Source organism: Kitasatospora sp. NPDC048298 (assembly GCF_043201465.1).
Lineage (GTDB): Bacteria > Actinomycetota > Actinomycetes > Streptomycetales > Streptomycetaceae > Kitasatospora.
The window spans coordinates 45,197-66,574 of the sequence record NZ_JBICYZ010000036.1; the positions used below are offsets into that span (position 1 = coordinate 45,197).

The 21,378-nt window shown below is 73.9% G+C and carries 19 protein-coding genes; 14 read left to right on the forward strand and 5 right to left on the reverse strand.

What is annotated here, in order from left to right:
* The first annotated feature begins 118 nt into the window (after positions 1–118).
* The 10 genes from ACGF0D_RS25235 to ACGF0D_RS25280 all read left to right on the forward strand — a co-directional run bounded on the left by ACGF0D_RS25235 (position 119) and on the right by ACGF0D_RS25280 (position 11,048).
* Positions 119–586, forward strand: a complete 468-nt coding sequence (locus ACGF0D_RS25235) for a GreA/GreB family elongation factor (protein WP_392919865.1) — start codon at positions 119–121, stop codon at positions 584–586.
* A gap of 217 nt (positions 587–803) precedes the next feature.
* Positions 804–2,096, forward strand: a complete 1,293-nt coding sequence (locus ACGF0D_RS25240) for an MFS transporter (RefSeq protein ID WP_392919868.1) — start codon at positions 804–806, stop codon at positions 2,094–2,096.
* 26 nt (positions 2,097–2,122) lie between these two features.
* A complete protein-coding gene (gene fdhD / locus ACGF0D_RS25245; RefSeq protein WP_392919871.1) occupies positions 2,123–3,025 on the forward strand; it encodes a formate dehydrogenase accessory sulfurtransferase FdhD in 903 nt (300 codons plus the stop codon).
* A 3-nt stretch (positions 3,026–3,028) separates the two neighbouring features.
* Positions 3,029–3,946 carry a LysR family transcriptional regulator gene (locus ACGF0D_RS25250; protein WP_392919874.1) on the forward strand — a complete coding sequence of 306 codons (918 nt, stop codon included), beginning with the start codon at positions 3,029–3,031 and terminating at the stop codon, positions 3,944–3,946.
* Positions 3,947–4,546: 600 nt separating this feature from the next.
* Positions 4,547–6,223, forward strand: coding sequence for an NRAMP family divalent metal transporter (locus tag ACGF0D_RS25255; RefSeq protein ID WP_392919877.1), 1,677 nt, complete (start codon positions 4,547–4,549; stop codon positions 6,221–6,223).
* Positions 6,224–6,333: 110 nt separating this feature from the next.
* Entirely contained in the window at positions 6,334–6,723 is a 390-nt protein-coding gene (locus ACGF0D_RS25260; protein ID WP_392872577.1) for a winged helix-turn-helix domain-containing protein, read from the forward strand.
* 53 nt (positions 6,724–6,776) lie between these two features.
* Complete coding sequence (locus ACGF0D_RS25265) at positions 6,777–6,992, forward strand: hypothetical protein (RefSeq protein ID WP_392872579.1); 216 nt, start codon at positions 6,777–6,779, stop codon at positions 6,990–6,992.
* A 107-nt stretch (positions 6,993–7,099) separates the two neighbouring features.
* The gene (locus ACGF0D_RS25270; RefSeq protein ID WP_392872582.1) at positions 7,100–8,911 is read left to right on the forward strand and encodes an ABC transporter permease; all 1,812 of its coding nucleotides are present in this window, start codon (positions 7,100–7,102) and stop codon (positions 8,909–8,911) included.
* Positions 8,912–8,925: 14 nt separating this feature from the next.
* Complete coding sequence (locus ACGF0D_RS25275; RefSeq protein WP_392919880.1) at positions 8,926–10,314, forward strand: nitrate/sulfonate/bicarbonate ABC transporter ATP-binding protein; 1,389 nt, start codon at positions 8,926–8,928, stop codon at positions 10,312–10,314.
* 128 nt (positions 10,315–10,442) lie between these two features.
* Entirely contained in the window at positions 10,443–11,048 is a 606-nt protein-coding gene (locus tag ACGF0D_RS25280; protein ID WP_392919883.1) for a deaminase, read from the forward strand.
* A gap of 109 nt (positions 11,049–11,157) precedes the next feature.
* Here the strand turns inward: ACGF0D_RS25280 and ACGF0D_RS25285 are convergent, their stop codons facing one another.
* Together ACGF0D_RS25285 and ACGF0D_RS25290 are read right to left on the reverse strand one after the other, a co-directional pair.
* Positions 11,158–11,568, reverse strand: coding sequence for an ArsR/SmtB family transcription factor (locus ACGF0D_RS25285; protein WP_392919885.1), 411 nt, complete (start codon positions 11,566–11,568; stop codon positions 11,158–11,160).
* Positions 11,569–11,671: 103 nt separating this feature from the next.
* Entirely contained in the window at positions 11,672–11,998 is a 327-nt protein-coding gene (locus ACGF0D_RS25290; protein ID WP_392919888.1) for an antibiotic biosynthesis monooxygenase family protein, read from the reverse strand.
* A gap of 328 nt (positions 11,999–12,326) precedes the next feature.
* On the opposite strand from ACGF0D_RS25290, the gene ACGF0D_RS25295 reads away from it, so the two are divergent.
* From ACGF0D_RS25295 to ACGF0D_RS25305, 3 genes are all read left to right on the forward strand, one after another.
* Positions 12,327–13,079: a hypothetical protein gene (locus tag ACGF0D_RS25295; RefSeq protein WP_392919891.1), complete on the forward strand. Its 753-nt coding sequence runs from the start codon at positions 12,327–12,329 to the stop codon at positions 13,077–13,079.
* Between the two features lie 90 nt (positions 13,080–13,169).
* Positions 13,170–14,573 carry a helix-turn-helix domain-containing protein gene (locus ACGF0D_RS25300; RefSeq protein ID WP_392919894.1) on the forward strand — a complete coding sequence of 468 codons (1,404 nt, stop codon included), beginning with the start codon at positions 13,170–13,172 and terminating at the stop codon, positions 14,571–14,573.
* Between the two features lie 95 nt (positions 14,574–14,668).
* Entirely contained in the window at positions 14,669–15,376 is a 708-nt protein-coding gene (locus tag ACGF0D_RS25305) for a TetR/AcrR family transcriptional regulator (protein WP_392872601.1), read from the forward strand.
* Between the two features lie 118 nt (positions 15,377–15,494).
* Here the strand turns inward: ACGF0D_RS25305 and ACGF0D_RS25310 are convergent, their stop codons facing one another.
* Positions 15,495–17,132 carry an amidohydrolase gene (locus ACGF0D_RS25310; RefSeq protein ID WP_392919897.1) on the reverse strand — a complete coding sequence of 546 codons (1,638 nt, stop codon included), beginning with the start codon at positions 17,130–17,132 and terminating at the stop codon, positions 15,495–15,497.
* 73 nt (positions 17,133–17,205) lie between these two features.
* Positions 17,206–18,627 (reverse strand): APC family permease, encoded by a 1,422-nt coding sequence (locus ACGF0D_RS25315; protein WP_392919900.1) that lies wholly within the window; start codon positions 18,625–18,627, stop codon positions 17,206–17,208.
* 436 nt (positions 18,628–19,063) lie between these two features.
* Between ACGF0D_RS25315 and pstS the strand changes: the two genes are divergently transcribed.
* Positions 19,064–20,176 carry a phosphate ABC transporter substrate-binding protein PstS gene (gene pstS, locus ACGF0D_RS25320; RefSeq protein WP_392919928.1) on the forward strand — a complete coding sequence of 371 codons (1,113 nt, stop codon included), beginning with the start codon at positions 19,064–19,066 and terminating at the stop codon, positions 20,174–20,176.
* An 81-nt stretch (positions 20,177–20,257) separates the two neighbouring features.
* Here the strand turns inward: pstS and ACGF0D_RS25325 are convergent, their stop codons facing one another.
* On the reverse strand, positions 20,258–21,241 hold the full coding sequence (locus tag ACGF0D_RS25325; RefSeq protein ID WP_392872610.1) for a LuxR C-terminal-related transcriptional regulator: 984 nt from the start codon (positions 21,239–21,241) through the stop codon (positions 20,258–20,260).
* Positions 21,242–21,378 lie beyond the last annotated feature (137 nt).

Here is a 21,378-nt window from a genome sequence, read left to right on the forward strand (position 1 = left end):
CGCTCGGTGAGGGGCCGAAGGTGGTCGATCCGCCCGGAAGTTGCCCCGGTCGCCGTGCGGTGGGGTAATGGAAGGCGGCCGGTGTTCGAGCGTTGACGAGCAGCCCCGGGAGCTTGGGATGAGCGGTGGGCCGGAACCGATCAGTGCCGAGGGTCTGCGTGCGGTGCGGGAGGAGTTGGCGCAGCTGCGGGCGGACCGGGGGAAGGTGGCGGCGACGCTACGCGGGGTGGAGCCGACGGGGGACCGGGCGGACGCGGCGGACGAGTTGCAGCGGGCGTCGGAGGTGACCCGCCTGGACCGGCGGATCACCGAGCTGGAGACGCGGCTGCGGGAGGCCGAGGTGGCCGGGGAGCCGTCCACGCACGTGGTCGGGGTGGGGTCGACGGTGACCGTGCGGTTCGGCGACGGCACGGAGGAGACCGTCGAGATCTCGGAGTTGGCGGAGGAACGGGACCTCACCCTGGTCACCTTCGACAGCCCGCTCGGGAAGGCACTGCTGGGCCGCCACGCCGGGGAGACGGTGCACTACGAGACTCCGGCCGGCGCGGACAGCGCGGTGGTGCTGTCGGTGGGCGACACGGCGTAGCCCGGGCGGAATCACGGAATTCCCGATCGCACTTCCGGGGTATTCGTGGAAGGGCGTTCGGGAATTCAGCCGATAGGTGTCGCCTATCGGCTCACAGGAACTGCCTCTTTGACGCTCCGGAACGACGGACCACACACTGGACCTGCGGAAATCCAGGAATGGCCGGAAAGTCGGGAACGGGGCAGAACAGCGCATGGGCGGTACCGATGAAATGCCCGTGCCGCACCCCACCGGCGATTGGCTCCCGGCGGCCGCCGCCGTCGCCGTCGCCGCCTGGGGCGCCAATCAGTTCACCGCGCTGGCCTCCGTGTACCGGGCGCGCACCGACTGGTCGGCGCTCTCGCTGGCCGCGATGTTCTCGGTCTACCTGCTCGGCCTGGTGCCCGGTCTGCTGCTGGCCGGACCGGCCGCGGAGCGGTACGGACGGCGGCGGACGGTGCGCGGTGCGCTGGGCCTGTCCGCCGCCGCCAGCGTGGTCCTGGCCCTGTCGGACGAGCCGTCGGTGTACGCCGCCCGGCTGGCCACCGGCTTCGCGGCCGGGCTGGTGTTCCTCGCCGGGACGGCCTGGCTGCGCGAGCTGTCCGGGCCCGGCGTCCCGCCCGAGCGGAGCGCCCGCCGGGCGATGTACGCCACCGGTACGGGCTTCGCGGCGGGTGCGCTGGCCTCCGGGGTGATCGCCGAGTGGCTGCCCGCCCCGACGGTGCTGCCCGCCCTCGCCCAGACGCTGGGCTGCCTGCTGGTGCTGCGGGCCACCCGCGGGCTCCCGGAGACCGCCCGCGGCCGCGGCTGCGGCAACGGCGACGGACGCGGCGCGCGACCCGGCGCGGGACCCGGCAAAAGCGACGGCACCGGACCGGCGCACGGCACGCCGCCGCCCCGCACGGCCGCCGTCCGCCACCCCCGGTTCCGCTACGTCGTCCTGCCCGCCAGCCCGGCCGTGCTCGGCGCCGCCACCGTGGCGTACGTGGTGCTGCCGCCGCTGGTCGCCGACCGGGTGCCCGGCTACGCGCCGCTGTTCAGCGGTCTGGTCGCGGCGCTGACCCTGGCCACGGGCGTGGTCGCCCAGCCCTTCGCCGCCCGGCTGGACGACGCGGACAGCGCCCGGGCCACCCTCACCGCGATGGCCACCGTGATCGCCGGACTGCTGCTCGGCGCGCTCGCCGCCGCCCGGGACTCGGTGGGCCTGGTGGTGGCCGCCGCCGTCGTCCTCGGCACCGGGTACGGGCTGACGCTCGGCGCGGGGCTGCACGAGGTGGAGCGGCTGACCCCGCCCGCCTCCGGGCCGACCTCCGCCTCGCTCTACCAGAGCACCACCTCCAGCGGCTTCCTCACCCCGCTGCTGCTCGCCGGCACCGCCGGCCACGCCTCCTACCCGGCGCTGCTGGCGGGCATGGCGGCCGTCGGTCTGCTCTGCCTGGCGGTCACCGCGGCGCACAGCCGCCGCCACCTGCCGGACCCACCCGATCCGCGCACCGCCGCCAGGAGGGAGGATTCATCCGTACAGACCTGACGGAGAGCACCGAGGAGCCGACGAGCATGGGCCGAGTGACCGTACCCCGCAGAGTGCTGCGCCTGCGCCAGGGCACGCCCTCGTACCGTCCCGACACCCTGGCGGCCGAGGAGCCGATGGAGATCCGGGTCGGCGGGCGTGCGCTGACGGTGACCATGCGCACCCCCGGCAGCGACTTCGACCTGGCGGCCGGCTTCCTGGTCAGCGAGGGCGTGGTGCACGCCGCCGAGCAGGTGGCCGGCATCCGCTACTGCGCCGGCGCCACCGCCGACGGCGGCAACACCTACAACGTGGTGGACGTCCTGCTCGCCCCCGGCGTGCCCGCCCCCGACGCCTCGCTGGAGCGCAACTTCTACACCACCTCCTCCTGCGGCCTGTGCGGCAAGGCCAGCCTGGACGCGGTGCGCACCACCGCGCCGTGGAGCGTCGCCGAGGACGGGCTGCGGGTGACCCCCGCACTGCTCTCCGCGCTGCCCGACCGGCTGCGCGCCGCCCAGAAGGTCTTCGACAGCACCGGCGGTCTGCACGCGGCCGGGCTGTTCGACGCCGACGGGCGGCTGCTCTGCCTGCGCGAGGACGTGGGCCGGCACAACGCGGTGGACAAGGTGGTCGGCCACGCCCTGCGCGAGGGCCTGCTGCCGGCCCGCGGCACGGTGCTGATGGTCAGCGGCCGGGCCTCCTTCGAGCTGGTGCAGAAGGCCGTGATGGCGGGCATCCCGGTGCTCGCGGCGGTCTCCGCGCCGTCCTCGCTGGCCGTGGACCTCGCCGAGGAGAGCGGGCTGACCCTGGTCGGCTTCCTGCGCGGCGATTCGATGAACGTCTACACCCGCACCGACCGCATCGACACCGACGGCCCCACGACCGACGGCCCCACGACCGCCGCCACCGGCACCGCCGCCCCCGCCACCGCCGTCCCCGGGATCGAGTAGGCGATGCTGTTCCGCCAGCTCGAGTACCTCGTGGCGCTCTCCCGGGAGCGCCACTTCGCGCGCGCCGCCCAGGCCTGCCACGTCTCCCAGCCGGCCCTGTCCGAGGCGCTGCGCAAGCTGGAGGACGAACTCGGGGTGCTGCTGGTGCGGCGCGGCCGCGCCTACGAGGGCCTGACCCCCGAGGGCGAGCGGATCGTGCTGCGGGCGCAGCGCATCCTGGCCGACCGGGACGCCCTGCGGGACGAGGTGGACGCGCTGCGCACCGGTCTGAGCGGACGGCTGCGGATCGGCTCGGTGCCGACCGCCTCGGGCGCCGTGTCGCTGCTCACCGGGCCGTTCTGCACCGCCCACCCGCTGGCCGCCGTGGAGCTGTCCACCGATCTGCGCTCCGATGAACTCCTGCGCCTGGTACGGAACTTCGAGATCGACGCGGGCGTCACCTACCTGCCCGGGCCGGGCCACGAGGACCTGCGCGCACTCCCGCTGTACGAGGAGCGGTACGTCCTGCTGACCGGCGCGGCCGACGAGTTGGCCCAGCACCCGCGGGTGACGTGGGCGCAGGCCGCCCGGCTGCCGCTGTGCCTGCTGCACCCGGGCATGCAGGGCCGCCGGGTGCTGGACGAGGTGTTCGCCGGCCTCGGGCTGGAGCCGACGCCGCGGGTCGAGACCGACTCGGTGGCCTCGCTCTTCGCCCACGTCCGCACCGGGCACTGGGCGAGCGTGGTGCCGTACGCGTGGCTGCACGTGTTCGGCGTGCCGCACGGGATGCGGGCCGTCCCGCTCGCGGAGCCGGCGCACAGCGCGCCGATCGGGCTGGTGATCGCCGCCCGGGAGCCCGGCTCGGTGATGGCCCGCGCGCTGCTGGAGGTCGCCCGGCGCACGGAGGTGGCCGCCGTGCTCGGCAGCCTGCCGACGGCGTGACCGCTCGGTGCACGGCTACCTGGCCGTCCCGTACGACGTCCCGCGCGGCCGGGTACATGCCGGAGTTGAACGGGATGTGCGCGATCGGCGACTACAGCACCCAGGGCGACCAGCCGATCATGAAGCACCTGAAGGTGACCGTGACGAAGGCGGCCTGAAGGTAAAGATTTAACCAAGTGCGCAAGTATTGCCTCCGAGCAGGGCTAAGCTCGGACGAGTTGGGGTGAACCGGCGGTCGCGTTCCGCGGGCCGGTGAACTCCTTGCCGCGTCGATGACACGCACCACGGGGTGCGCCGGCCGGGAGGAGGCGAGAGACATGGATTGCAGTAGTCCGGGCCACAGTTGCCCCTACCCCCGCTTGCCCTCGTACACCTCCGGCATGCGGTAACACCTTTCCCTGCACGACGTCCTGACGATCCGTCAATCACGGGGACCCGTCAGCCACGACGACACGTCGTTTCCACACGCGGCCGAGCCGTGCCCGCACGCCCGCGTACGGGCCGCGCCGCCGCGTGTCGATGCGCCGTGCCCGCCTGCAGGGAGCGCTGCCGCCTGCCTCCGACCCGCCCCGCCTGCCCGGGGCCCAGGGAGGAAACGTCATGACCACCCACGCCACTCTCAACTCCACTGCCCCCGAGCCGCGTTCGGCCGTCCTCGACGACGCGCACATCGGCGACATCAAGGGTGCGCTCGGCACCATCAGGCTCGACGACGACACCCCGCGCCACGGCCTGTCGGCCCGGCTGAAGACCCTGCTCGCGATCGTCGGCCCCGGCCTGATCGTGATGGTCGGCGACAACGACGCCGGCGCCTTCTCCACCTACGGCCAGGCCGGGCAGAACTACGGCACCAAGCTGCTGTGGACGCTGCTGATGCTCGTCCCGGTGCTCTACGTCAACCAGGAGATGGTGCTGCGCCTGGGCGCCGTCACCGGCGTCGGCCACGCCCGACTGATCCTGGAGCGCTTCGGCAGGTTCTGGGGCGCGTTCAGCGTCATCGACCTGTTCCTGCTGAACGCCCTGACGCTGGTCACCGAGTTCATCGGGGTGACGCTCGCGGCCGGGTACCTGGGCCTGCCGAAGGTCGCCTCGGTGGTGCTGGCGGCCGGGATCATCATCGCCTCGGCCTTCACCGGCTCCTTCCAGCGCTTCGAGCGGGTCGCCGTCACCCTGTGCATAGGCTCGCTGCTGCTGGTCCCGATCTACTTCATGATCCACCCCAGGACCTCGCAGATGGCCCACGACTTCGTCGTGCCCAGCATGCCCGGCGGCACCGGCGAACTCGCCGCCGTGATGCTGGTCATCGTCTCCATCGTCGGCACCACCGTCGCCCCGTGGCAGCTGTTCTTCCAGCAGTCCTACGTCATCGACAAGCGGATCACCCCCCGCTTCATGAAGTACGAGAAGGCCGACCTCTGGATCGGCATCGTGATCGTCATCGTCGGCGCCGCCGCCATGATGGGCCTCACCGCCGCCGCCTTCGCGGGCACCGACGGCTTCGGCCAGTTCTCCGACGCGGCCGCCGTCGCCCGGGGCATCGAGGACAAGGCCGGGCACCTGGCCGGCGTGCTGTTCGCCGTCGCGCTGCTGGACGCCTCGATCATCGGCGCCTTCGCGGTCTCCCTGTCCACCGCGTACGCGATCGGCGACGTCTTCGGCATCAAGCACTCGCTGCACCGCGGGGTGAAGGGCGCCAAGGGCTTCTACGGGATCTACGCGGGCCTGGTCGTCGCGGCGGCGGCGATCACGCTGCTCTCCACCGACTACACCCAGGGCCTGATGACCCAGTTCGTCCAGGTCCTCGCCGGCGTCCTGCTGCCCTCCGCCACCGTCTTCCTCCTCCTGCTCTGCAACGACAAGGCCGTCCTCGGCCCATGGGTGAACGGTCCCAAGACCAACGCCTTCACCGCGGCGGTGGTCGGCGTCCTGGTGATGCTCTCGCTGATCCTCACCGCCGCCGTGGTCTGGCCGGACATCAGCTCCGAGGCCATCCTGTGGATCATGGCGGGCTGCGGCGTCGCCGGAGTCCTCGTCGCCGGGTACTCCTTCACCGCCGGGCGCCGCGGCACCAAGGAGGACCCTCTCCCAGCCTCCGGCCGGGGGTACCCCCATGACCGCACCGGCCGGGAGAACTGGCGGATGCCCCCGCTGGAGACCCTCGGCAAGCCGGTGATGTCCACCGCCCGCAAGGTCGGCATGGGCGCGCTGCGCGCCTACCTGCTGCTCGCGATGGCGATGGTCGTCGTCAAGATCGTCCAGACCGCGCTCGACCACTGAGCCGCGGGCCGGGCCGGCGGACCGGCACCACCACCTCCCCGTCCGCCGCCCCGACGGTCGCCCCCCGACATCCGCCCCGCTCGCCCCGACCCCGAAGGAGTCCGACCACCATGGCCCTGCGCTACCCCAGGATCGACGCCCTCTTCTCGGACCACCCCGCACCCGCCCCGAACCGGCGCCCGGCCCCGCGCCCCTTCCCCGCGCCCGGCCTGGTGGTGGACACCGAGCAGCGCACCGTCACCGTCGAGGGCCGCCAGGTCACCATGCCGTACCTGGAGTTCGAGCTGCTCGCCCACCTGGTCGGCAACCCGCTGCGGGTGCACTCCCGGCGCCAGCTGATGGAGAACGTCTGGGGCCGCACCGACACCGGCGACTCCCGCACCGTCGCCACCCACATCGCCCGGATCCGGCGCAAGCTCGGCCCCGGGCACCGGGAGGCGATCGCCACCGTCCGGCAGATCGGCTACAAGTACGACCCCCGGCTGGCCAGGACGGCCTGACCGCCCGGCCGCCCCGCAGAGGGACACGACACCCATCGAAGGAGGGCCCCGCGATGACCCGAACCGTCCTGTTCCCCCGGACCGGCAGAGGCACCGCGCTGTGCGGCGTCCTGTTGCTGATCACCACCGAGGGCCTCGCCGTCGGCCTCGCGCCCCACCCGCTGCGGCTGTTCCTGTCCGGCGCGCTCGTCGGCGCCTCGGTCGCCGGGCTGCTGCTCGCCCTGCTGCTGGCCGGCAGCGGGCGGCGGCAGTCGTCGGACAGGCCCTAGCCGGACGGGCCCCGGGCGGTACGTCATGCGGTACGGCATGCGGGACGGGTTTGCATACGGACGTACCGAGGGAGCAGACTGCCCGGGTTTGCGCCGGAGGTACCGCCATGACCCTGCTGAAGCCCGCCCCGGGCCGCTCCCGGAGCCCAATGCCGGGCGGCCGCTCCCTGAGGCCGCTGCCCGGCGGCCGGTCCGCGGGCCTGTTGCCCGTCCGGACGGCGAGCCTCCTCGGCGGGCGGGTGTGGGTGGACCTGGTCGTCGCGGCCGCCGTCCTGGTGCTGCTCTACCTGGTGCTGCGACTCGGCCAGGGCGGCTCCGTCCGGTTCTCCGCCGTCCGGGACGCGGCCGTCGACACCGACCCGGCCCGGCTGCCGTACGACGCGGTGCGCTCGCTGCTGCGGATGTTCGCCGCGCTCGCCGTCTCGGTCGTCTTCACCTTCTGCTACGCCTACGCCGCCGCCCGCAGCCGCCGGCTGGAGCGGGTGCTGATCCCGGCGCTGGACATCCTCCAGTCGGTGCCGGTGCTCGCCTTCCTGAGCGTCGCGGTCGCCGGCTTCCTCGCGCTCTTCCCCGGCTCGGTGCTCGGCCTCGAGTGCGCCGCCGTGTTCGCCATCTTCACCTCCCAGGCCTGGAACATGACCTTCGCCTTCTACCAGGCGCTGGTCTCGATGCCACGCGAACTCGACGAGCTGTCCCGCTCGTTCGGTTTCAGCCGGTGGACGCGGTTCTGGAAGGTCGAGCTGCCCTCGGGGATGATCGGCCTGGTCTGGAACGGCATGCTCGGCTTCGGTGGCGGCTGGTTCTTCCTGGTCGCCTCCGAGGCGATCACCGTGGACGGCCGACGGTACGCGCTGCCCGGGGTCGGCTCGTACGCGGGCGCGGCCATCGCCGCCGGGGACCTCGGCCGGGTCGGCTGGGCGATCGCCACCATGGTGGTACTGGTGATCGGCGTCAACTTCCTGTTCTGGCGGCCGCTCACCGCCTGGGCCGAGCGCTTCAAGAACGAGCAGTCCGAGGCCACCGAGGTGCAGCGCTCGGTCGTACTGGACCTGCTGCGCCGCTCCCGGCTGCCCGCCGCGCTCGGCGGGGCGCTGCGCCCGGCCGGACGGGTGCTGAACCGGGCCGGGCGGGTCTTCGGCACCGCCGCCCGCCCGCCGGCGGCCCGCCCCGGCCGACGGCGGGCCGGGGACGTGGCCTTCGCCCTGGTCGCGGGCGGCATCGTGCTGTGGGGCGTCCTCGACCTGGGCCGCTACCTCGCCGACCGCACCGGCCTCGGCGTCTTCGGCGAGCCGCTGCTGCTGGGCCTGGCCACCCTCGCCCGGGTGCTCGTGCTGGTCGCGGTGGCCACCGTGGTCTGGGTGCCGATCGGTGTGAAGATCGGCTTCTCGCCCCGGCTGACCAGGATCGCCCAGCCCGTCGTCCAGGTGCTGGCCGGCTTCCCGGCCAACTTCCTCTTCCCCCTAGTGGTCTGGCTGCTGCTGCGCACCGGGGTGTCGATCGACCTCGGCGGCATCCTGCTGATGGCCCTCGGCTCCCAGTGGTACATCCTGTTCAACGCCATCGCCGGTGCCATGGCCGTGCCCACGGACCTGCGCGAGGCGATGGACGACCTCGGCGTGCGCGGCTGGCAGCGCTGGCGGCGGCTGATCATCCCGGCGGTCTTCCCGGCGTACGTCACCGGCGGCATCACCGCCTCGGGCGGCGCCTGGAACGCGTCCATCGTCGCCGAGGTGGTCACCTTCGGCTCCACCACGCTGACCGCGACCGGCCTCGGCGCGTACATCGCCCGGGCCGCCGAGCACGGTGACCACCCGCGCCTGCTCGCCGGAGTCGCGGTGATGAGCCTGTACGTCGTCGTCCTCAACCGTCTGCTCTGGCGCCGGCTGTACCGGCTGGCCGAGCGCCGCTACTCGCTGTAGTCCGGAGTCCGCCGATGCGCTTCCCGTTCCGCCCCCGCGCCACCACCGCCGCCACCGCTCCCGTTCCCGCTCCTGGCCCCGCTCCGGTTCCCGAAGGGGACGGGGGGGACCAGGAGGTGCTGCTGGAGGCCGCCGGCCTGACCAAGGCCTACGCCGGGGCGGCCGGCGAACTGCCGGTGCTCTCCGGCATCGACCTCACCGTGCGGGCCGGCGAGATCGTCGCCGTGCTCGGGCGCTCGGGCTCCGGCAAGTCCACCCTGCTGCGCTGCCTGGCCGGGCTGGTCCCGCCCAGCTCCGGCACCGTCCGCTACCGCGGCACCCCGCTCACCGGCGCCAACCCCGGCACCGCGCTGGTCTTCCAGACCTTCGCGCTGCTGCCCTGGCTGACCGTCCGGCAGAACGTCGAGCTCGGCCTGGAGGCCCGCGGGGTGCCGCCCCGGGAGCGTGCCCGGGCCGCCGCCCAGGCCATCGACCTGATCGGCCTGACCGGCTTCGCGTCCGCCTACCCCAAGGAGCTCTCCGGCGGGATGCGCCAGCGGGTCGGATTCGCCCGGGCGCTGGTCGTCGAACCGGACGTGCTGATGATGGACGAGCCGTTCTCCGCCCTCGACGTGCTCACCGCCGAGAACCTGCGCGGCGAGCTGATGGAGCTGTGGGACTCCGGCCAGTTCCCCACCCGGGCCGTCGTCCTGGTCACCCACAACATCGAGGAGGCGGTGCTGATGGCCGACCGCGTCGTGGTCCTCGGCGCCCGCCCGTACGGAACCATCAGGGAGACCGTCGAGGTCGCCCTGGAGCGGCCGCGGGACCGCGAATCGGCGGCCTTCGACGAACTGGTGGACCGGGTGTACCGGATCATGACCGGCCGGCCCATGGACACCCGACCGGCCGGCCGCACCGGCCACGACCCCGACCCCGATCGGCGCACCGTCGCCAGCACCCCGCTGCCCCCCGCGAGCGTCGACGGCCTCTCCGGTCTCGCCGAGACGGTCGCCCACCGCGGCGGGAGCTGCGACCTGGCCGGGCTCGCCGACGAACTCGGCCTGGACATCGACGACCTGCTCCCCCAGGTCGACGCCCTCGACCTGCTCGGGCTCGCCGAGGTCCACGGCGACGACCTGCTGCTCACCGAGACCGGCGCCGCCTACGCCGGGGCCGACGCCCAGGACTCCCGCGCGGTGTTCGCCGCCGCGGCCCTGGAGGTCCCGCTGGTCAAGCTGATCGCCAACAGCCTCGGCGGCCGGCCCGGCGCCACCGTCCGCACCGGCTTCCTGCGCGACCTGCTCGGCCGCCACTACACCGTCGAGCAGACCGACCGGCAACTGGAGACCGCCACCGACTGGGGCCGCTACGCGGGGCTCTTCGCGTACGACGCCGACCGGCAGGAGTACCGGCTGCAGTAGCGGCGCCGGGTGGCGCTCGGCCGGCAGTACCGGCGAACCCCGGCGCCCCGTGCCCCCGCCCGCGCAGAATGCCGTCGGGGCCGGCGCACCCGTCGTGCCGGCACGTCGACCGGACGGAGAACACAGGGATGTTGGACAGGCGCTCCTTCCTCGGAACCGCCGCCGCGGCCGGGGCCGTTCCGTACGCCGCGCACGCCGTTCCGGTCGCGCGACCGGAGCCGCGGCCCCGGTCACAGCCGCAGGAGCGGGAGCAGCGGCGCGGCCACGAGTACTTCATGGCCCAGGCGATCGTCGAGGGCCGCAAGCTGGAGCGCTACCCCTTCGGAGCGGTGATCGTCCGGGCCGGGGTGGTGGTGGCCCGCGGGGTCGCCGCCGCCGCGGAGAACCCGACGTACCACGGGGAGATGGTCGCCATCGAGGACCACGCGCAGCGGGCGGACGACCCCGACTGGGGCGCCACGACCCTGTACACGACCGCGGAGCCCTGCCCGATGTGCATGAGCGCCTGCGCGTGGGCCGGGATCCGACGGGTCGTGTGGGGGACCTCGATCGAAGGGCTGCGCCGCACCGGTCTGGATCAGATCGACCTCTCCGCGACCGCCGTCGCCGACGCCGCCAGGTCCTTCTACTCCCCGCGGCTGCTCCTCGGCGGCGTGCTGGCCACCGAGACCGACGCGATGTTCCGCCACGCCCAGGCCATCCGCGACGGCGAGATCCCGGCGGGCACGGGCTGATCCGGGCCGGCGCCCCCGGGGAGCCGGGCCGGTTGGCGACCGGGGAGCCGGACCCGCGGCTGGGGAGCCGGACCGGCTGGGCCGCCGGGGCGCCGGACCGGACCGCCGGTTACCCGGTCGCCGGGCGGCGGCGCACCGCGCGGGCCGCGCGGGCGAAGGGCTGCGGGGCGGTCGCACCGGCCGGAGCGGCTCCGTCGTCGCCGCCGTCGCGACGGTCGGGCAGGTCCTGGGCGATCAGCGCGGCCTCGGTGAGCAGCCCGCGCACCTCGGTGGCCCGGTAGAAGATCCGCGTGCCCTCCCGCCGGGCCACCACCAGTCCGGCCGCCCGCAGCTTCGCCAGGTGCTGCGAGGTCGCCGCCACGTGCGCCCCCAGCAGCTCGGCCAGCTCGCTCACCGGCAGCTCCCGGCCGCTCAACGCCCACAGCAGCCGGTAGCGCGACGGGTCCGCCACCGCCTTCAGCACCGCCACCGCCCGCTCCGCCGCCTCCGCGTCCCAGGCCTCATCCCGCGCACCACCCATACAGGGATCGTACCGAGGTGCGCCCGCGCGCCCGGGGCCGGGAAGATCCGACGGCGGCCCCGGGGCGTGCGCCGGGCGGTCGCGCCGGGCGTTCGCGCCGGGGTCAGCGCGCCGGGTACGCCTCCGGCTCCAGGGTCGAGCTGGTCCGGAGCACGTCGGTGACGCTCAACTCGTAGAACGAGTACCACTTGTCCCGCCCCTGCTGCTGGGCGTTCCGGTGCTCCAGGTCGGCGCGCCACTGCGCCAGCGTCTCCGGGTTGCGCCACCACACCAGGGTCAGGCGTTCGCCGTCCTCGGCCTCGTAGCTCTTGACCCGGACGAGGTCGTCGCCGTAGACCGCCCGCGCCTTCTCGGCGAGGTGGTCGTCCGTCGTCCGGTAGTCGCCGTCGACCTGCTCCGAGAAGCGCGACCTGAACACGACCAGAATCATCTCTGTCTCCCATCAGTTCCGGCTGATGACATCTGATGACACAGCAGTTCCCCCGGTTCACACGGTTCACCCGGTCCCCAGGGGTTCCGTTCCCGCGCCGGCCCCCGCGAAGGGCCCGCGGAACGTTCCGGTAGTCCGTTCCAGGCGGGCACGAAACCGCAGGTCGGAGGGGGTGGAACCGTTCCAGTGTCCCGGCCTGGCCGGGAAGCCTGGCGGACCGGGCGGACGGCGGACCAGAGTTCTGCCCAGCGGCCGGTGCCGATGGCCCGCCGCCCCGTCCACTCCTTCATCCGCGGCTCCGTCCGCGATCCGTTACGGGGGAACCTCCATGTCCGCTCGCCGTGCCCTGTTCGTCCCGGCCGCCCTCGCCCTGGGCGCCGCCCTCACCCTGACCGCCTGTGGGCCCGACGGCGGCGACGCGGCGAAGCCCGCCCAGTCCGCCTCGGCCGCCGCGCCCGGCACCGCCGCCCCCGCTCCCGGGGCCCCGGCTCCGGCGGCCCCCGCCGCCCAGCCGACGGCCGCTGCTCCCGCCCCGGCGGCTCCCGCCGGAGCCGGCACGGCCCGCCCCAAGACCCCCGTGGTCCCCGCCACGGGCGGCGCGGCCGCGGCCGGTGGCGATGAGGCCTACGCCTACACCCACTCCTGCAAGGCCGACAAGCTGACGGTCAAGGTGACCACCAGGACCGGGTCGCCCGACCAGCGGGTGATCGAGGTGCACAACCAGGGCGGCACCTACTGCGGTCTGAGCTACTACCCGCTCGTCAACCTCGGGAGCTCGAAGGCCCCCAACCACGGCGACGACCTCACTCCGCTGGTTCCGGGCGGGCTGGGCGGCCCGCCGGCCCACGCGCTGGCCCCCGGCAAGAGCACCTACGCGGTGGTGGACCTCAACCCCGGCAGCGGCGGCGTGGCCGACGTGGACCAGCTGAACGTCCTGGCCGACGACCAGATGCCCAACTCCGACACCCGGACCTTCCCGCTCGGCGCCGGCGCGAAGGTCGGCAAGCAGCCCAAGGTCGGCCTGTACCGGGACGACGTCGCCGACGCGGCCTCCTCCACCGAGACGGCCGGCCGGAGCTGACCTGCTGCGTTGCGCTCCCCCCGCTCCCGGTACGGTGATCCGCGGATCGACGGCATCCCGGACCGACCCGGGGTGGGGGAAGGGCAGCAGATGAGTGTGGAGACCGAGGAGTTCGCGGCGATGCTGCGCGAACTCAAGGAGCGTTCGGGCCGCAGCTACGGGGCCCTGGCCACTCGGCTGCACGTCAGCACCTCCACCCTGCACCGCTACTGCAACGGCGCCGCCGTACCGACCGAGTACGCGCCGGTGGAACGGCTGGCCCGGGTCTGCGGGGCCGGCGCCGAGGAACTGGTCGAGTTGCACCGCCGCTGGATCCTGGCCGACGCGGCCCGCCGCCGGGAGTCCTCCGCCGCGGGCGCCCCGGCCGGCACCGGACCGGCACCCGCACCGCGGCCGGAGGCCCAGCCGGAACCCGGGCCTGATCCGACGCCCGGCCAGGAACCCGATCCGACGCCCGGACCGAAGCCCGGTCAGGAGCCCGGCCAGGAGCCGGAGCACCGGCCGGCCGCCGGGCCCGACCGGCCGTCAGCCGCCCTACCGGAGGAGGAAGCCGAGGTGACGAGCGCGACCCCCTCGGCCCCGCCCGCCGGGCCGCGCCGCCGCACCCGCACCCGGGTGCTGCTGAGCGCGACCGCCGTGGCCGTGCTGGCCGCCGTGGTCTCCGGCCTCGTCCTGCGCGAAGCCGGCGGCACCCCGCGCACCTCCACCCCCTCGGCCGTCTCCTCTGCTGTCGCACCGTCCGTCGCCGCCGGTGCGGCGGCCGGCAGCGCGCCCACCGACGCCCCGGCGCCGGCCGCCCCCTCGGACCCCGCCGCCGCGGACACCGCGGCCGCGGCCGCCTCGGCGGTCCCCGAGGAGCTCCCCCCGCCGTTCCACGTCAGTGTCCTCAACAACAACTGGGGCAGTCTCTGCAACCAGTGGTTCCTCTCCGCCCGCTCCCCCGCCCAGGTGACCCCGCCCCCGTCGTCCTCCGGCCGGATCGACAGCTGGGCGGCCTCCCAGCGCATGGTGCCCGCCGGGCACCTGCGCATCGAGCTGACCGCCCTGGGCGCCGACTCGGACACCGTCGTGCTGAACGCCATGTACGTGCAGGTGGTCAGCACCCGGCCCGCACCCAAGTGGAACGCCTACACGCCCGGGTCCGGCTGCGGCGGCGGGCTCGAACCGGCGGCCTTCGCGGTGGACCTCGACGCGGCCACGCCGCGCCCCGTCCCCGTCCCGGGCAAGGAGGGCGAACGGAAGACCGCCACCGCGAAGGACTTCCCGTACCGGATCTCGGCCAACGACCCGCAGGTGATCGACGTGGACGCCTCCACCCGGTCCCAGGACGTCAGCTGGTTCCTCGAACTGGTGTGGACCGGCAAGGACGGCCGCAGCGGCACCACGCGGGTGGGCCTCGGCGACCAGCAGCCGTTCCGGACCGTGGGCAGGCACGGCGCGCCGAACTACTTCCACAACGGCACCGCCTGGGCCCCGGACCACGACGAGGGCTGAGCCCGACCGCCGGCCGGGGGCGGAAGGTGCCCGCCCTCCGGCCCACGCCACCCGCCCTCTGGCCTATGTCAACGGTGTTGGCATAACCTCGGTGGATGACCGACCGCGTAGTGCCCGAACCGCAGCGGCGCCGGCGCCGCCCCACCAAGCAGGGCGTGGTGCTGTCCGCCGAGCTGATCGTCGACACGGCGATCCGGCTGATCGGCGGGCACGGCGCCGAGGCGCTCACGGTGCGCCGGCTCGGCGCGGCCCTCGGCGCCGACCCGAGCGCGGTCTACCGCTACTTCCACAGCACCGACGACCTGCTGCTCGCCATCGCCGACGAACTGATCGGCCGCGCCCAGCTCGGCTGGCGGCCCACCGGCGACTGGCGCGCCGACCTGCGCGCCATCGGCCTGCGCATCCACGCCAGCTACCAGGCCCACCCGCAGGCCGCCATCCTCGCCGCCCACCGCACCACCGGCCGCACCCACGAGATCGCCGCCGTCGAGGCGATCCTCGGCGTCCTGCGCACGGCGGGCTTCCCCGACCCCGAGGCCGTCCGGATCTACCACGCCTTCGTCGACCAGAGCCTCGGCTTCGCCGCCCTGGACGCCGCCACGCTCGCCCTCCCGGCCGCCGCCCAGAACGCCGACCTCCACGTCTGGCAGGGCTCCTACGCCCGGCTCGACGCCGCCGACCACCCGCACATCGCGGCCACCGCCCACCTGCTCACCAGCGACATGCGCCGCAGCGGGTACCCGTACGCCCTGGACCTCCTGCTGGAGGCCGCCGAGGCCCGGCTGCGGGCGGCGGGCGACTGAGGACGAGGGCGGCTGAGGACGAGGACGGGGACGCGCCGCTGCGCGCCGGAACGCGGCCGGCCGCCGGTGGTGGGCCCCCCGGGCTCACCACCGGCGGCCGTTCCGGCCCCGGGCCGGCTCACTGCGCCGCGTGCACCAGCTCCCCGCCGACGTACGTCCGCAGCACCCGGGCGTGGGCGATCTCCTCCGGCGGCCCGGTGAGGATGTCGCGGTCGAGCACGACGAGGTCGGCCAGGTTCCCGGCCGCCAGCACCCCGGCGTCGTCGTGGCCGTTCAGGTGGGCGCTGCCGGCCGTGTAGGCGGCGATCGCGGAGAACAGGTCGAGCCGCTGTTCGGGCAGGAAGACCCGTCCGTCGGTGGCCTCCGGCTCCATCCGGTTGACCGCCACGTGCAGCCCCGCCAGCGGGTCCGGGCTGCTCACCGGCCAGTCGCTGCCCGCCGCCAGGGTGGCGCCGGCCCGCTGGAGGGCACCGAACGGGTACTGCCAGGCGGCCCGCTCCGGCCCGAGGAAGGGGATGGTGAGCTCGTCCATCTGCGGCTCGTGGGCGGCCCAGAGCGGCTGGATGTTGGCGACGGCGCCGAGCCGGGCGAAGCGCGGGAGGTCGTCCGGGTGGACCACCTGGAGGTGGGCGAGGTGGTGGCGGGTGTCGCGCCGGCCGTTGGCGGTGCGGGCGGCCTCGACGGCGTCCAGCGCCTCGCGCACGGCCCGGTCGCCGAGCGCGTGGAAGTGCACCTGGAAGTCGAGCGCGTCCAGTTCGGTGACGTACCCGCGCAGCGCCGCCGGGTCGACGAAGCTGAGGCCGGTGTTGGCGGTGGCGCAGCCGCAGCCGTCCAGGTAGGGGCTGGTCATCGCGGCGGTGAAGTTCTCCGCGATGCCGTCCTGCATGATCTTCACCGATCCGGCCCGGAACCGGCCATGGCTCAACTCGGCGCGACGCCGGACGAGTTCGGGGATCTGCTCGGCGCCCCGGTCGCGCTGCCACCAGAGCGCGCCGGTCACCCGGGCGGTCAGCGCGCCGGAGCGGGCGGCGGCCAGGTAGGCGTCGGAGGGGTCGGGCATGCCGTTGAACTCGCCGAGCAGGGCGTCCTGCCAGCCGGTGATGCCGAGCGAGTGCAGCAGGCGCTGGGCGCGCAGCAGCCCGTCCAGCCGGTCGGCGGCGGTCGAGGGCGGGATCAGTCGGGCGACCAGGGCGGTGGCGCCCTCCTGGAGGGTGCCGCCGGGGGTGCCGTCGGCCTCCCGCTCGATCCGGCCGTCGGCCGGGTCGGGGGTGTCGGCGGTGAGGCCGGCGAGTTCCAGCGCCCGGGTGTTGGCCCAGGCGCCGTGGTGGTCGCGGTTGGTGAGGTAGACCGGGCGGTCGGGGACGACGGAGTCGAGCAGTTGCCGGGTGGGCAGGCCGCCCTCGAAGCTCTCCATCGACCAGCCGCTGCCGGTGATCCACTCCTGCTCCGGGTTCGCCTCGGCGTACGCCCGGACGCGCGCCAGGTAGTCGGCGACGCCGACGGTGCCGGTGAGGTCGCAGGACGCCAGCTCCGCGCCGCCGCCCACCGCGTGGATGTGGGCGTCCTGGAAGCCGGGCAGCAGCAGCTTGCCGGTGAGGTCGACGACCTCGGTCCTCGGCCCGATCAGCTCCCGGACCTCGTCGTGCCCGACGGCGGTGATCCGTTCGCCGGTCACGGCCAGGGCGCTCGCCCGGGTGCGGGCGGCGTCGCCGGTGTGGACGGGGCCGTGGGTGAAGACCAGATCGGCCTCGGTCATGGGTGGTGCTCCGTTCTCGGGTGGTCGTGCTTGGTCGTGCTTCGTGCTTCACGCATCATGCGCCGTACGGGCCCTACCCGGAGGTCTCCCCCAGGAAGTACGGCGAGCGCCGCCGCCAGCGGGCCCAGGCCGCCGCCGGCAGCCCGCTGACGATCATCAGGATCACCACGGACAGCTCGAACCACCCGTTGTCGGCGGCGAGTTCGAAGTGGTCCGTGGAGTCGTAGAAGGTCCAGGCGAGGTAGCCGCCGACGGCGAGCAGCGCCGCCGCGCCCAGCAGCGGTCCGACCACCGCGCGCAGCCCCTCCAGCGGGGCGGTGCGCAGCAGGCCGCGGAACCGGACGGCGGCGGCGACGGCGGTCAGCGCGTAGTAGAGCGCGACGACGATGCCGATGGCGTTGACGGCGGCCGAGATGAGGTCGTTGACGGTCGGGATGGCGACCGAGCAGAGTGCCAGCAGGACGGCGATGCCGGTGATCAGCAGGGTGCCGACGGCGGGGGTGGCGTGGCGGGGGTGCAGCCGGGTCCAGACCGGGCCGAGCACCCGGTCGCGTCCCATCGCGTACATCCCGCGGGCGGTCGGGATCACCGAGGACTGCAGCGAGGCCACCGCGGAGAACATCAGCGCGATCAACGGCAGTGCGGCCAGCGGCTGTTGGGCGAGCTTGGTACCGAAGTAGGTCAGCCCGTGGGCGCCGTTGTCGGCCAACTCGTCCAACGGCAGCACCCGTTGGAACGCGGTGCCGGCGAGCAGGAAGAGCAGCAGCATCACCACCAGGGCGATCAGGCCGCCCCGGGAGGCGTCGCGCGGGTCGCGGACCTCCTCGCCGACGCTGAACACCGACTCGAAGCCCCAGTAGCAGAAGACCGCGAGCACCATGCCCTGCGCGACCGCGCCGAAGGAGGGGATGTCGAAGGGGTTGTACCACTGGAGCGAGAACGGCTGGTCCCCGGCGAACAGCCCGTAGCCGCAGAAGCCGAGCAGCACGGCGTACTCGAAGACCAGCAGTGCCTTCTGCAGCCGGGCCGCCAGGTCCAGCCCGCGCACCGCGACCAGCGCGGCGACCACCAGCACCACCAGGCCGAGCAGGGTGCACTGGACGGTCGAGTCGGCGTCGAGCCGCAGCCCGGCGACGCTGCGCAGGTGGGCCTGGTCGAGCAGTTGGATGACCGAGGAGCCGGTGACGGTCGTGGTGTACGCCATGAAGACCACGGTCCCCACGGTGTTCACCCACCCGGTCAGGAAGCCCAGCCAGGGGCTGAGGGTGCGGCCGACCCAGCGGTAGCTGCTGCCCGCGTCCGGATCGACGGCGTTCAGCCGCCCGTAGCCGCCGGCGATGGCGAGCACCGGCAGGAAGGCCAGCAGCATGATCGCCGGCAGGTGCAGGCCGACCACCCCGGCCATCAGGCCCAGGCCGATCCCGATGCTGCTGGTGGCGGCCGTGCTGGAGGCGGCGATCGCCGCTCCGTCCAGCAGGCCGAGCGACTGTCGCATCGCGACGTGGGAGGCTCGTGCGTCCGCTCTCGGGCTGCCGCCCGTGTCCTTCACCGTCGATGCCAACGGATCACCGCCTTGGTCGTGGGGTGCGCGTGTGGGGGAACTCCCGCACCGGTCGGAGGGGGTGACGCGGGCGGGAAGTGCGAGCCATGAAACCGGCGGCGCCCGCACACGTCAATGCCGTTGTCATAAGAGTGGGCGCCCGGGCGCCGGCCGTCGCGTTCCCCGCCGACCGCCCTCGGTTAACCCCGGATTCACCGGCCGCCGGAAACCACGTTCACCTCGGCCGCCTAGCGTCGTTCGTTCCCCGGCGCCGGCCGTGTGACCGCACCGCCCGACGGCACCGCCCGACCGCACCGCCCGACCGCACAGCCGCCCGCCGGAACCCTGCACGAGCACCGTGAACCAGAACCGTTTCGACGAGAGGGAACCACTGATGCTCCAGCGCAACCGCCGGTCCACCACCCTCGCCCTGAGCGCGGTGGCGCTGGCCGGCGCACTGACGCTCACCGCCTGCGGGGACGAGAAGCCCGGGCCCACCGAAGCGAGCGCCGCCTCGATCGCCTGCGGAGCCAAGGGCGGCAACCTCCTCGGCGCCGGCTCCACCGCGCAGGGCAACGCGATGGACGTCTGGAAGACCGCCTACAACGCCGCCTGTTCCGGCACCACCGTCAACTACAGCGGCGGCGGATCCGGCGCGGGCGTCCAGCAGTTCAACCAGGGCAAGGTCGCCTTCGCGGGCACCGACTACGTGCTCAAGCCCGCCGACGTCGACGCCTCCAAGTCGGTCTGCACCGCCGGCCGGGCGATCGACCTGCCGATGGTCGGCGGCCTCGTCTCGCTGGTCTACAACCTGGACGGCGTCGACAACCTGGTGCTGGACGGCCCGACCGCCGCGAAGATCTTCGACTCGCAGATCACCAAGTGGAACGACCAGGCGATCGCCGCCCTCAACCCGGGCACCAAGCTGCCGGACGCGGAGATCCAGTCCTTCCACCGCTCGGACGACTCCGGCACCACCTACAACCTGACCTCCTACTTCGCCAAGACCTCCGGCGGGGCCTGGGGCGCGGCGCCGGACAAGGCGTGGAAGGGCAGGGACGGCCAGTCCGCCAACGGCAGCGCCGGCGTCTCCGCCCAGATCAAGCAGGTCAAGAACTCCATCGGCTACGCGGAGCTGTCCTACGCCCAGGTCAACAACCTGAAGAGCGCCAGGATCTCCACCGGCGCCGCCAAACCCGTCGAGGCCACCACCGCCAACGCGGCCGCCACCATCGCCTCCTCCACCGTGGCCGGCACCGACGGAGACCTCGCGCTCTCCCTCGACTACGGCACCAAGGCCGAAAACGCCTACCCGATCGTCCTCGTCACCTACGAGATCGCCTGCGACAAGGGCAACAAGGCCGACACCCTCGCCGCCCTCAAGTCCTTCCTCACCTACACCGTCGGCGACGGCGCCCAGAAGGCCATCGGCGACAAGGGCTACGTCCCCCTCCCGGCCGCCATCGCCGACAAGGTCAGGGCCGCCGTCGCCACCCTCGCCTGACCCGGGCCGCACCCGCGCCGCCACCGGGCCCCACCGGGGCCGGCGGCGGCGTTTCCAGACCCCGGGCCGGCGGCCCCCTCGTCAGAGTTCGTCGAGGGGCTCGTCGAGGACGCCCTGGCGGGCGATGATGTAGCCGAGGTGGCCGCGGCTGCGGCTGCCGAGGAGTTCGCTGGCCTTCTGGATGTGGCTGGAGACGGTGCGGGTGCTCATGCCGAGGCGGGAGGCGATGGCCTCGTCGGTGTAGCCGTTGACCATCAGGCGCAGGACGTTCTGGCGGGTGCGGGCGGTCAGCAGCCGGGGGCGGTGGTGGCCGTGCTGGTAGGTGACGGGCTCGGCGCGCTCCCACATCAGCTCGAAGATCTTGAGCAGGTACTCGACGAGCGGCGGGAGTTCGATGAGCATGGCCGCGGCCTCGCGGTCGGCGCCGGCCGGGATGAAGGCGGTGGTGCGGTCGCAGATGATCACCCGGTCGAAGACCTCGTTCAGGGTCCGCACCTGGGCGCCCTGGGCGGTGACCTGCTCGATGTAGGCCAGCGTCGGGCCGTGCGAGCGCACGGTGTGCTGGTAGAGGGTGCGCTGGCGCACGCCCCGGCCGGCCAGGGCGAGGTCGCGCGGGAGCGCGTCGCCGAGCTGCTCGGGCCCGCGGCCGCCGCCCGGCTGGGCGGTGAGCAGTTCCTCGGAGCAGGCGGCGACGGCCTTCTCCAGTGCGGGGTTGATCTCCTCGCCCGCCAGCAGCCGGATCGGCAGTTTGGCCCGCCGCATGACGTCGCGGTAGGCGTGCTCGGCGGTGTGGAAGGAGGTGTGCAGCGCGGCGAGCCGTTCCTGGTGCGCCAGTACGGCGAGTTCGAGCGGACGCGCTAACCCGGTGACGGCGATGTCGGGCGGGACGGGGGCCAGCCGGTCACCGGAGCCGGGCAGCGGGCGCAGCAGCCCCATGGCGAGCAGGCATTCGGGGGCTTCACCGGTCGCCTCCCCCTCGGCCAGCGCCGTGCGGTAGAACTCGATGCCCCGGTCGCAGAGCTGGGGTGTTCCCCTTTCCGCGCAGTTGTCCTGGGTTGGGCACATCTGGGCATCCTTCCGGCTTCGGCATTGCGGTTTCACGAATGCCCGTACCGGCTACCGCCAGGCATCAGAACCGGCAAGATGGAGGTGACTGCCGTTCGGACGCCGCCCCCCGGGCTCCGACAGCCGTGAGTGTACGC